This window comes from Rheinheimera tilapiae, from assembly GCF_042432165.1.
GTDB lineage: Bacteria > Pseudomonadota > Gammaproteobacteria > Enterobacterales > Alteromonadaceae > Pararheinheimera > Pararheinheimera tilapiae.
Map to the genome: position 1 here is coordinate 652,961 of NZ_JBHLXP010000005.1, position 12,220 is coordinate 665,180.

Genomic DNA, 12,220 nt, shown 5'->3' on the forward strand with positions numbered 1-12,220 from the left:
GCGCCAATTCATAGAATTGGCAGATTTATTGTATAAGTGATGACCTGAGAACAATGCATTGTCGGGTTATATGATTCTGGTTCAACGTTTGCTGCCCCAAAGCGACGGAGCTGCAATGAAAAAACACATTAAAATTGCCCTGCTTGCAGCCGCGCTGTTGGCAATCTATCCGCTGGCCACATGGCTTGCACTGAACTGCTATCAGGATGACCCCGCCGATATGGTCTGGACCGATCGTGAAGCATATAACCGAAAGTTTATCAGTAACTTAGACTTAACCACTGCGGTACAACAAGATCAGGTTCAACACAAACTGGGTGGGCCCGATATCACTGAAGCATACCAAAGCACTGCAGATTTATACCAGCTGGTGTTTTACCGCACACAGCGTGACATTTCTGATGGCATCACCACCAAAGTAGAGTGTACAGCTTTGTTATACCGTAACCGGCAATTGATTGCCGTGGGTGACGCGGCGCAGCAGCAATTTCTGCAGATGCAGCCAGGCAGGCCCTGATCACGATGAGCAACGCAGTAGCACAGCTACATAGCCTGTACCAGTACCTGGATCGGTTGTATCCGCAGGCAACGAATTTAGCAGCTGCTGAACGTTTGCAACTGGCTTGCGACCAGATAGCGCCAAAATTCTGTCAGCTTTACCAGCAACAACCGGTGTTGATGCAGGCTCAGCTGGCATTGGCATCCGCTAACCACTCAGCGCTGGCGAATCTGGCATTGAAACAGGCGGTGGTGATTCTGGTGATCGCTAGTCACAGTCGCTGGCCTTTATCACTGCAAGAGCATGTGCTCAGTGCCAGCTTTGCCGGACTTTGCGGCCTCAAGTCTGAGATGCTCAGTCAAGTTGACGAAGACCCAATACAGCTTAAAGATCCTTGGTTGATCACTTTACGCAGTCATCAGGCGCATTTACCTGCCATTTGGCTGCAGCTCTTTGCCAGTTGCTGCCGTCTACGCCAACAAGCACCGATCTGGCAACAGGACCCACTGGCGGCGGTATTGCTGCTGGCTTATCAACTGACGCTGCCACTTTGCCAGACCACCACCGCAGGGAAAGTGGGCTTTGAAACCGTGTTTCGGCAACTATGGCGACAGTCGGAAGGGATTGGGTTGAGCTTGCTACAGATCCTTAGCCTCAGCGGCGCCCAGTTGTACCAACTGGGTCGTTTTTGCAGTGACAGTATCGGCGCAGTAGCATTTATTACCGAAGCAGAGCCGCAACTTCGTGGCTATCTATTTGATTTAAACCTAAAAAGCTTAAGCGCCGAACCCATTGCACTAGCCGGTTCGGGCATGCATTTATTGCCACCACGGGTGTGCAAAGACCAAAGCTGGTTAAGTCTATTAGTGCGCCAGGCCAAAGACCTGCTGGAAACCGCAGATCCAGAGCCGATGTCCCTCGCGTTGATCCAACAACTCAATCCGGACTGGTCAGTAAGCCGACAGGTCAGTTTTTTACAAGACCATCCGGCATTTTGCCAGTTGCTTTGTAACGCCGCGTCAGAACTCAGCCGACAGCATACTCAGGTCAAAGATTTGCGCCACGCTTTGGCTCTAATTGGCACTGAGCAACTGCCGTTACTGCTACGGCAATCCTGGCTGGCACAACAAACAGAGCTCTGTGCACAACCCTGGCAGCAATGGTTTCAGCAACTCGACGCGGTCTTCAGTCAGGCGCTACAGTTACTGGCGGCACAGACCAGACGCGTTGATTTAACGCCAAATCAGGCAAAGCTGATCGCCGGTTGTTTTAATCTGCAATTGCAGCAACACGAAGTTTTACGGCATTTGCCATTACACCGGCCTGGTCGAAACAACACCTCTATCGTCAGCGAATGCCGAACCTTCATCTGGCAGGATGCGGAAAGCTTGCGGCAAACCGCGCAGTTGCTGGCTGCGACCGGCGCAAAAATGTTATGGCAAGATGCCGTATTGAATTTTCGCACGACGCCGGGAATACAAGCTGACTATAGCCAGCAACAAGCGGCGCAGCTGCTGTTGCAATTTGGCTGGGTCTTGACCGAATTGTATTTCTGGGGTGCTGCCACGCAGCCAGACACATTGGAAGCTCTGTATAAAAACAGCCGGCATGCTCTTGATTTACCAGCAATATCTTTGTCTCAATGGCTGGAACAGCTCCAGCAACACTGCCAGGCTTTTTGGCCACTCCAACCCAAAATGTAGTTTTCTTTCATCATTTTTGGCTATATCCACTATTTCCAACACTTATAGTGCCACCACCACGCCATTCTGGTAACGAATGACGAAAACTGCTATAGTCCGGCAGTTTCCGTTGGAGTCCAGACCTCAGACCAGAGGCTCAAAAGAGCCCGCGACTCCGGCATTCTGTTTTAGCCAATTCCACCACGAAGGTTTCTTATGAGCGCACAAATTATTACAGTCATCAAAGGCGATGGCATTGGTCCAAGCATCGTTGATGCAGCGACGGCTATTTTGGACAAAGTTGGTTGTAACTTTCAGTACGAATATGTTGATGCCGGCCTGACTGCGCTGGAAAAAACCGGTGAACTGTTGCCGCAAGCCACGCTTGATGCGATTGCCCGCAATAAAATCACGTTAAAAGGCCCGCTGACGACGCCGGTTGGCGAAGGCTTCACTTCTATCAACGTGACGCTGCGCAAAAAATTCAATCTGTATTCAAACGTACGCCCGGTCATTTCCTTTAAAGGCACCAAAGCCCGTTATGACAATATCGATATCATCACGGTACGTGAAAATACTGAAGGCATGTACTCAGGTGCCGGTCAGGTGGTGAAAAACGACGGCGAACTGGCTGAAGCGATGAGTATTGTGACCCGCGAAGGTTCTGCACGTATCGTCGAATTTGCCTTTGAACTGGCCCGACGCGAACAGCGCAAAAAAGTCACTATTGTGCACAAAGCCAATATTCTGAAATCAACTTCTGGCTTGTTCCTGAAAACAGCGCGTGAAGTCGCCGCACGTTACCCGGACATTCAAACCGTTGAAATGATCGTGGACAATGCCTGTATGCAGCTGGTGATGAACCCACAACAATTTGACGTCATCGTTACCACCAACTTGTTTGGCGACATCCTGTCCGATCTGTGCGCGGGTCTGGTTGGCGGTCTGGGTATGGCGCCTGGAGCAAACATCGGTAAAGACTGCGCTATTTTTGAAGCGGTACACGGCAGCGCGCCGGACATCGCCGGGAAGAATCTGGCGAATCCAAGCTCGGTGATCCTGGCGTCAATCCAAATGCTGGAATATCTGGGCATGAAGGACAAAGCGCAACAGATCCTGGCTGCCGTCACCGATGTTATCGCCACCGGCGACCGCACGACCCGAGACCTGGGTGGCACGCACGGCACCACAGATTTCACTCAGGCGGTACTGGAACGTCTCTGATCCTCGTATTGACCAGACAAGGCTGCCTCTGTGCAGCCTTTTTTGTCGCAAAAATATGGCCAATCATAGCGAAGCCTGATTTACCGCAAACTGCTGAAACTTTGCTATGGTAAATTCTGCAACAGTCACAATCAGTTAGCGGGAGTCTGGCATGGGTTGGTTTTCAAGTCTGTATACCACAGTAGAGCGCACCTTTTTTGATAGTCTCAGCAAAAAAATCATCGGTAACATAGGGTTCCTGACCATCATTTTCTGGTTGGCGCTGTATTTCGCATATCCGGATACCGGCAGTGCCAGCAGTGCCTGGTGGACCACGTTGTTACTGGGTACCGGCGCATTCCTGTTCACCATCGGCTATTTGATTTATCTGATTGTGCGACCTGTGCAGGCGCTGGTACAGGCACTGCAAAAAGCCAATCAGAACGGCACAGATTTAAATCACCGTCTGCCCGCGTTTACCTATGATGAGTTCAGAACGCTGTCCGAGGAATACAACCAATTTGTCAGCCAATTGGCACAGTTGCTCACCAAATTGCATCATCAGGCCCAACATACCCACCAGATCAACGAGCAAGTCAGCGGTGCCGTAAAAACGACCCGCAGCCATCTGCTGGCGACAGAACAACGTAGCGAACAAATCCGCAGTGATAGTGACCATGTGTTGGATCAGCTGGCAGCGATTGTCAGCACTGGCGATCAAATGAATCAGGTCGCGCAGACCACAGTGACCAAAGCGGCAGACGCCAGCAACGGCATGACCGCCATTTCGACGCAGTTATCCGGCATAGTACAACTACTGGAAACCTTTGGAGCCACTGTCGAAGGCCTACAAAAGAATTCGGAAAATGTGCGGCAAATACTGCAAATGGTAGAAACATTCTCCGACCAAACCAATCTGCTAGCACTGAATGCGGCCATCGAAGCAGCACGTGCCGGCGATGCAGGACGAGGTTTTGCTGTAGTTGCAGACGAAGTCCGCACCTTGGCGGCCAAGGTGAATGAGGCAACGCGGCAGATTTCTGGTTTCCTCAACGATATGGAACGCCTCGTTCGCGACACCCGGGCAGAATCTGAACGATTGAATGAGCAAGCAGGTCAGGCCCAGCAGTCGATTGGTAGCACCGCCAGCGAATTCGCCCAGTTGCAACAGCAACTGGCGCAAGCCAAGCAGGGTGTCCAACAGATCACCGGTTCTGTGTTAGATTTAGAACGCAGCTATCAGCAAACTCACCAGCATTTAAGTGCCATAGAGCAGGGCACTACAGATGCTTATCAGCAGATGTCATCGATTGAAACCGCTGGTCAGACCCTATTAAAAGCGACCGCGGAAACTCAGCAACAGCTGGGTCGATTTGCTCATTAACCGGCACTCGTTCAGTTCCCGCTCTGAGCCAGCGCCTGCACTAATTGCAACACCGCCGGATGCGTCAGCTTACGCTCCGGCGAAATCGCATAAAAAACTTCTTTCACCTGATCAGTCCGCCCTACTACTTCCACTTCATACTGCCGACAAATTTTCGCCTCGATCAGGCTAGGCGCGGAAAAAATACCTAAACCCTGCTGACCAAAAGCCTTCATCAGAGCACTGTCATCAAATTCCGCCACTATTTGACCACTCACAGCATGCTGGGCGAACCAAGCGTCCAGCCGTTGCCGGATGATCGACCTTTTACTTTGCAGCAACAGTGGCTGCATGTGTAAACAAGCCGGAAAGCTGGTGCGCTTTAGAACTGCCGACAACGACGGGCTGGCAAAAAAACTGGTGCCAGACTCAACAATCTGATGGCTGTACGCTTTCAGTGGGCTGGATGGGGACAATGGCTGATCGCTTAACACCAAATCCAGCTTGTTCAACGCCAGATCAGCCAGCAATTGGTTTTGATCACCTTCAACACAAATCAGCCGCAGTTGTTCTGGCAAGGTAAATACCGGCCGCAACATCTCGTAAATAAAAGCTTTGGGTAACACGTCGGTGACCCCGACGGTAAATGTCTGCCACTGCACACCATGGTGGCCTTTGAGCACAGTTCTGAGTTCGTCCCCCAGCCGGAAAATATCCTCGGCATAACGATAGGTGACCCGTCCCAGCTCGGTAAGCGCCCATTTTTTCCCACTGCGGACAAATAAGGCTGTCCCCGTACTGTGCTCCAGCGCGGCCAGCTGACCGCTGATCGTTTGTGCCGTCACATGTAGTTGTTCACTGACTCTGGCAATACTGCCTTCCTTTGCAACCAGATAAAAATAATACAGCTGATTAAAATTGACCGGTGTCATGCGTTCACCATGTAAGTTATAAACTGATTTCGAATTAGGTATATTCGATTTTACCGAATAGTACAATCTTTGTTTTAATGCAGGAAGTTAAAACCGGCTGGCAACAGCTCATTTCAATCCGGAGTGCATATGACGACATATCATCAACAGGCCTATAGCGGCGCTCTCGGCGTCGAACAGGCCAACAAAGTTCTTCGCAACACTTACTCCTTGCTGGCAATGACACTGGCGTTCAGCGCGGTGATGGCCGGCATCAGCGCCAGCATGAATCTGCCGCATCCCGGCATTCTGATCACACTGGTCGGTTACTTCGGTTTGTTATTTTTCACTACCAAATTCCGCAACAGCGCCATGGGACTGGTCGGTGTATTTGGTCTGACTGGCTTTATGGGTTACACCCTCGGCCCGATCATCAACCGTTATCTGTCGCTGCCTAACGGTGGTGAAATTGTTATGTTAGCGATGGCGGGCACTGCAGCCATATTCTTTGCATTGTCAGCGTACGCTTTGATCAAAAAGACCAATTTTAGTTTTATGGGCAGTTTCCTAACCGTTGGCATCCTGGTCGCTTTCCTGGCCGGCCTGGGTGCCGTCTTTTTTGAAATTGCGGCTCTGAGCCTTGCAGTGTCAGCCATGTTTGTCCTGCTGATGTCTGGCATGATCTTGTATCAAACCAGTGAAATAGTCCACGGCGGCGAGACCAACTACATCATGGCAACAGTCAGCTTGTTTGTATCAATCTTTAATCTGTTCACCAGCTTGCTGCAGCTGCTGGGATTCATGAACAGCGATGAGTAACTGAGTTTTATTGTTAGACGTGTTCCATTTCATGTTCCGTTAGTAAGACCCTTGAGCAACTCGACACCCGCTCTTTGCCCCCGTATTTCGGGGGCTTTTTTTTATGTACAGGATGTACGGTACTGTGAAGCAGGGATTTCGAGACGCCAACAGTTTGGCGTCTCGCCTGATGAACGCCAGTCGCTCTGCGAATGGTAAATGCAGGAGCAATTTTTGGGGGGACAGGATGTACGGTACTGTGAAGCAGGGATTTCGAGACGCCAACAGTTTGGCGTCTCGCCTGATGAACGCCAGTCGCTCTGCGAATGGTAAATGCAGGAGCAATTTTTGGGGGGACAGGATGTACGGTACAGTGAAACAGGGATTTCGAGACGCCAACAGTTTGGCGTCTCGCCTGATGAACGCCAGTCGCTCTGCGAATGGCAAATGCAGGAGCAATTTTGGCGGGGACCGGACACCGCAATCGCCCGTCACTTCAGTCCACACATTGTAATTGTCCGACAACTCTTGTTACAAAGCCTTGCCGGACCATCTGGTTACTTTCGGACCCAGAGCTGATAGCTTAGCTCCGCTATTTTCTTCGATCAGATTGGGGTTTTGTCATGCTGAATCAGTTTCTGCTGGGCCGCCTGCTGCTGTTGAGTTGTGCGCTGCTGTTTTCTGTTGCCGCCAAAGCTGACACACTGCCAGACAGTTCCGGCATGGCACAAGGCATCTATTACCAAACCTTTGGCGCTGGTCAGCCAGTCCTGATCATCAATGGCGGACCCGGCCTCGACAGCGCCGGCTTTGAACCGGTTGCCAAAGCAATTGCAGCACAAGGCTTTCAGTCAATCCTGTTTGATCAACGCGGTACAGGACGTTCGGTTTTGGCAAACATCAATGCTGACAACATCCGGTTGGCGCTGATGGTGCAAGACATCGAACATCTGCGTCAGCATTTGCAGCATGACAAACTGATCATTTTGGGTCATTCGTTTGGCGGCATGTTGGGCGCTGCGTATGCGGCTAAATATCCGCAACACATTCAGAAGTTAATCTTCTCTTCATCCGGTGGTTTGGATCTGCAATTCCGTGATCAAATCGCCGAGCGACTACTGCAAAATCTCAGTCTGGAAGAACAGATAAAACTGCAGATGTATCAGCTGCGCCAACGCAGCGGCGATGATTCGGTATCAACACGCGACAAACTGGCTCAGTTGCGTGCCAACGCCTATGTCATCGATAAAACGAAAGCGTCACTGATTGCTGCGCGGCTTAAAGTCGTGAATATGACTATCAATAGCCTGGTATTCGCTGATCTCGACAGCCTGCACTTTGATTTGAAACAGCAATTTAAAACCTTTGAGGCGCCGGTCCTGGTGCTGCAGGGGGAAAAGGATATTATCAGCGTCGATACGGCAAAAACCATCGCCGGCAGTTTCAGCAATGCCCGGCTGGTGCTGATGCCAAACTGTGCGCACTATGGCTGGCTTGATCAACCACAGCTGTATTACAACGCTTTATTTGCCTTTTTGCGCGCATCACCTGAACAGAACAGCTAATGCCGGTTTTCCGGCGGCTGCGCTGCGGTAAACAGCATAGAAAAAAGCATTGACCCACCGGTGAAATTCTATACACTGCGCCGCTGTTTTCCCTGCGCCGAGTGACTGATGAATCCAACTGCAATAACCCTGAAAACCGAACTGCAACAAAACCTGAATGACCTCGGTTTTACAGAACTGACGCCGGTACAACAAGCCAGTTTACCGCTGATCCTAGCCAAACGGGATCTGATCGCGCAGGCGCAGACCGGCTCAGGCAAAACCGCAGCCTTTGCGCTTGGCATGCTGCAGTTACTCGATGTTAAACGCTTTCGTATTCAAAGCCTGGTGTTATGTCCGACCCGTGAGCTGGCCGACCAGGTCGCCACAGAGATCCGCAAACTGGGCCGTGCCATTCACAATATCAAAGTGCTGACCCTGTGCGGCGGTGTACCATTTGGCCCGCAGCTGGGCAGTCTGGAACATGGCGCCCACATCATTGTCGGCACGCCTGGCCGTATTGAAGAACACTTACAAAAAGGCTCGTTGCAGCTGCAAGATTTAAATCTGCTGGTATTGGATGAAGCCGACCGGATGCTGGAAATGGGTTTTGCCCCAAGCCTCGAGGCCATCGTGCAACAAACGCCGAAGAACCGTCAGACGCTGCTGTTCAGCGCCACCTTCCCGCGGCAAATTGAACAGTTGGCCAGCCGCTATTTAACTGATCCGGCACGGGTGCAGATTGAAACGGCCGACAACAAACCGGCCATCGACCAACAATTTCACGCTATTAGTAATAACGACCGTTTTATGGCGGTTGAACTGTTGCTCAAACAACACCAACCGGTGTCTGCCGTGTTGTTCTGTAACCAAAAACGCGAGTGCCATGAACTGTGGCAATATCTGGTTGATCAGGGCTTTAGCGCCCTAGCTTTGCATGGCGATCTGGAACAACGCGACCGCGATCTGACGCTGATCCGGTTCAGTAACCAAAGCTGTAACGTATTGGTGGCAACCGATGTTGCAGCGCGCGGTCTGGATATTCAGGGATTGGATCTGGTGATTAACGTGCAACTGGCGCACGACACCGAAACTCACGTGCACCGTATCGGGCGTACCGGTCGTGCCGGCGCCTCTGGCCTGGCAGTCAGTCTGGTGACGCCAGCCGATGATTACAAACGCGCTTTGCTGGCTGATTTATATCCGGCTGCAGAACAGCTGCTGGCGTTACCCGATGCAAGTTTATTGCAACGAACGCCGCGTACACCAGCGATGGCTGCGATCTGGATTGACGGTGGGAAAAAACACAAAGTCCGGGCAGGCGATATTGTTGGCGCGCTGACAGTTGATCAGCAAATCGAAGGCAATCAGATTGGTAAAATCCAGGTAACGGAGTTCCATTCTTATGTCGCAGTGCCCGCCCATCAGGCCAAACATGCACTGAAGCTGATCAGTGCTGGTATCAAAGGCCGCAATTTCCGCTGCCGGATCTGCTAATCAAACGCTAAAGTGTTCTCTCAGACGCTGCATCGCAGCGTCTGCTTTCCTCCTTCCTCTTGCACTGGGCACTCCGGCAAATTCAGGCTAAGCTCGAACATCGATTCAGCGACACAGGGAATTTGTTATGTCAGGTCTGGACATGCTCGATGCTTTTATCGGGCTGGTTGGCATCTATCTGACGCTTAGCTTATTGGTCACCGCCATTGGCGAAGGCCTTAGTCAGGCGGCCGGTATGCGGGGGCGCAATTTACGCCAGGTATTCATCGGTCTGATTGGTAAAAACCGCACCAAAGAATTCTATCTGCATCCCCGCATCCGCCAGTTAATGCAATATGATGCGCCAACAAACGCACTTAGAAAGATCTGGTTACGGCTGGGGTTTGGCTTACCATCATATATTCCGGCCGATATCGCCATTGAAGTGTTGTTGGAGCAGCAGCTCGGTGCGCCGCTGCTGCAACTGCGCCAGTCGCCGCTGGAGATCCAGCAACGGTTGGAACGCCTCCCTTCTTCTTCAACCCGCAGTAGTTTGCTCTATTTCTGGCAGCAGGCCAGTGCCGATCCCCACCAATTTCAGACATTGGTGCAAGACTGGTTTAACGACCGCTGTGACCGCGCTGTGGGCTGGTTTAAACGCAAATTAGGCATCCTGCAGTTAATTATCGGCCTGGGGGTCGCGATTGGCATGAATGTCGATTCCATCGCCTTATATCAAAAACTGTTCTCTGACCCGGTTGCGCGCCAGCAAGCTGTGTTACTGGCTGAAAATCTGGCCGCCAATCCGCAATTGGCATCGGAACTATGCCGGGAAGACAAGGCAAGCTGCATGGATACTATGGCGTTGAAACAGCAGCTGACGCAAACCGCTCCATTGTTAGGCCGCAGCGCTGACGATGCTTTACTACCATCGGATCTGCTGACCTGGATTGGCTACTTGCTGACCGCCTTTGCCCTGTCTTTGGGCGCGCCGTTCTGGTTTGATATCCTGCAGAAGCTGATGGCGGTAAAGCAGAAGTTCCGCTCTGGCAACAGCGCCAATACCGATGAGGAGGCGCAGAATTCCGCTGCCAGTGTCACGGCAACAGTAGTCACAAACAGCAGTGGCACCGTGGTTGCTTTGTCCGGCAACGCTAACCCTGTGTCGGCGATGGACCTGCAATTAGCACGCTTATCAGATCTGGTCTATCTGGATGGGCCGCAACTGGAGTTGGAACTGCAGTCTTTTTTACTGAGCGGCACACTGCGCTCGGTCGGTGAGGACACCCAATATCTGTACGCGCGGGGCGCTGACTATGACGTGCTGATCTGCCGGGGCACCGAAGGTAAATTAGCGGATATCCGCACCGATGCGCAGTGCCCGCTAAGGCCGTGGCCCGAAGGCAGCAATAGCAACGCACATCAAGGTTTCAGTGCTCAGGCGAACGTGATTCTGGCCGATTTGAAAGCACAGCATCCAACTGCCGGACTGGAACGTTCACTGTGGATCACCGGGCATAGCCTCGGCGGTGCTCTGGCAGTGTTATTGGCGCTGCAACTGAGTAAAATCAGCGGTTTCAAGCTGGCAGGTTTAGTCACCTTTGGCCAACCTAAAGTGGGCGATGCCCAGCTGACTCAGGCGATCACCCAGCAGCTGCTGCCGTTTTACCGGCGCTATGTGAATCAGCGCGATATAGTGCCGAAACTGCCACCGCTGCCAGAGTATCGCCACAGCGGTCAGTTGTATTATTTCGATGATTTGGACCAACTGCAGCTCAACCCACCACGCTGGCTGATGCTGTTAGACCAGGTGTTATGCAATCCTGATCAGGCAGAAGCCGCGCTGCGCCAGCATCTGGATGATCACCGGATGAAAGGATATCTGCATCTGCTAGCCAAACAACGCTGAATGCTTGGGTATGGTTTACTCAGCTCTGGATAGTGCTTGCCCCAGCAGCCGGAAATACTGTAGCCAGTGTCCCGCCAGCTGGCTGCTTTCCAGCTCATCTGGATAAACTGCGGCGCGCATCTGTTGTTCAGCACTGAGCCGGCGCGCCGGCCAGACAGTGCCACTGACCAGAAAACTGTTTTGCAAACTCTGGCGCTGCAGCATATTTTCAAAAGCGCGGGCGCACAGTTCCTCCGGCAAGGCGTAATACAACATATTACGCGCACTGTCGGCGGCGGCGGCACGCTGAAATAATACCGAAGGTTCCCGCCCGTCCGCGGCAACTAGGCAATGGGCATAACCCGCCGCCAGCAACTGATTCAGCGGATGTGGTTGTACCGGCGCGCCATACAGCCAGCTGCGGCTGGCGAAATCGCCGGGTTTCACGTCGCTACATAACCGACTGGCAATATAATGGTCAAAGGCATGAAACCATTCGTGGGCTAAGGAGCCGCCCCCGGCATTTTTGGCCAAAGCGAGCAACCGGCCATGCGGCTGGTAAAATGCGCAACTGCCGGGTTCGCCGCCAGTGCCAAAACTCAGCGCCAGCGAGCCATTCAGGGAAATCACCTGCGCCGGTACCTGCAATAGCAGCTGCAAATCGGCCAGCGCATCAAAAAACAGATTCGCCGCCAGCTGGGTTTCTGCCGGCGTGACCCAACGACCGATTTTAATCCGCCTGAAATCAAAGATTTTAACGATATCGCCGAAACTGACATCCGCACCGGCACGATGTGCCGGGCCATTGCGAAAATAAGGCCGCTGAATGCGCGGCAAGCGAGCCTGAGACTGCATC

Annotated in this window: 10 protein-coding genes; 8 read left to right on the top strand and 2 right to left on the bottom strand. The window is 52.2% G+C overall.

All coding sequences use genetic code 11. The features are described 5' to 3' along the window. The first annotated feature begins 115 nt into the window (after positions 1 to 115). The 4 genes from ACFFJP_RS19365 (at position 116) to ACFFJP_RS19380 (ending at position 4,768) form a co-directional block, all read left to right on the top strand. Entirely contained in the window at positions 116 to 517 is a 402-nt protein-coding gene (locus ACFFJP_RS19365; protein WP_377248251.1) for a DUF3192 domain-containing protein, read from the top strand. Between the two features lie 5 nt (positions 518 to 522). Next, positions 523 to 2,202 (top strand): hypothetical protein, encoded by a 1,680-nt coding sequence (locus tag ACFFJP_RS19370; protein ID WP_377248254.1) that lies wholly within the window; start codon positions 523 to 525, stop codon positions 2,200 to 2,202. 195 nt (positions 2,203 to 2,397) lie between these two features. Next, positions 2,398 to 3,405, top strand: coding sequence for an isocitrate dehydrogenase (locus ACFFJP_RS19375; protein WP_377248257.1), 1,008 nt, complete (start codon positions 2,398 to 2,400; stop codon positions 3,403 to 3,405). A 151-nt stretch (positions 3,406 to 3,556) separates the two neighbouring features. Next, positions 3,557 to 4,768: a methyl-accepting chemotaxis protein gene (locus ACFFJP_RS19380; protein ID WP_377248260.1), complete on the top strand. Its 1,212-nt coding sequence runs from the start codon at positions 3,557 to 3,559 to the stop codon at positions 4,766 to 4,768. An 11-nt stretch (positions 4,769 to 4,779) separates the two neighbouring features. Here the strand turns inward: ACFFJP_RS19380 and nhaR are convergent, their stop codons facing one another. Then, positions 4,780 to 5,679, bottom strand: a complete 900-nt coding sequence (gene nhaR / locus ACFFJP_RS19385; RefSeq protein ID WP_377248263.1) for a transcriptional activator NhaR — start codon at positions 5,677 to 5,679, stop codon at positions 4,780 to 4,782. 129 nt (positions 5,680 to 5,808) lie between these two features. Between nhaR and ACFFJP_RS19390 the strand changes: the two genes are divergently transcribed. The 4 genes from ACFFJP_RS19390 to ACFFJP_RS19405 all read left to right on the top strand — a co-directional run bounded on the left by ACFFJP_RS19390 (position 5,809) and on the right by ACFFJP_RS19405 (position 11,385). Beyond that, on the top strand, positions 5,809 to 6,477 hold the full coding sequence (locus tag ACFFJP_RS19390; RefSeq protein ID WP_377248266.1) for a Bax inhibitor-1/YccA family protein: 669 nt from the start codon (positions 5,809 to 5,811) through the stop codon (positions 6,475 to 6,477). A gap of 602 nt (positions 6,478 to 7,079) precedes the next feature. Further along, positions 7,080 to 8,021, top strand: coding sequence for an alpha/beta fold hydrolase (locus ACFFJP_RS19395; RefSeq protein WP_377248269.1), 942 nt, complete (start codon positions 7,080 to 7,082; stop codon positions 8,019 to 8,021). 108 nt (positions 8,022 to 8,129) lie between these two features. Next, positions 8,130 to 9,497: an ATP-dependent RNA helicase DbpA gene (dbpA, locus tag ACFFJP_RS19400; protein ID WP_377248272.1), complete on the top strand. Its 1,368-nt coding sequence runs from the start codon at positions 8,130 to 8,132 to the stop codon at positions 9,495 to 9,497. 127 nt (positions 9,498 to 9,624) lie between these two features. Then, positions 9,625 to 11,385, top strand: coding sequence for a lipase family protein (locus ACFFJP_RS19405; RefSeq protein WP_377248275.1), 1,761 nt, complete (start codon positions 9,625 to 9,627; stop codon positions 11,383 to 11,385). 15 nt (positions 11,386 to 11,400) lie between these two features. Here the strand turns inward: ACFFJP_RS19405 and ACFFJP_RS19410 are convergent, their stop codons facing one another. Continuing rightward, the gene (locus ACFFJP_RS19410; protein WP_377248278.1) at positions 11,401 to 12,219 is read right to left on the bottom strand and encodes a CLCA_X family protein; all 819 of its coding nucleotides are present in this window, start codon (positions 12,217 to 12,219) and stop codon (positions 11,401 to 11,403) included. Position 12,220: the final 1 nt, after the last annotated feature.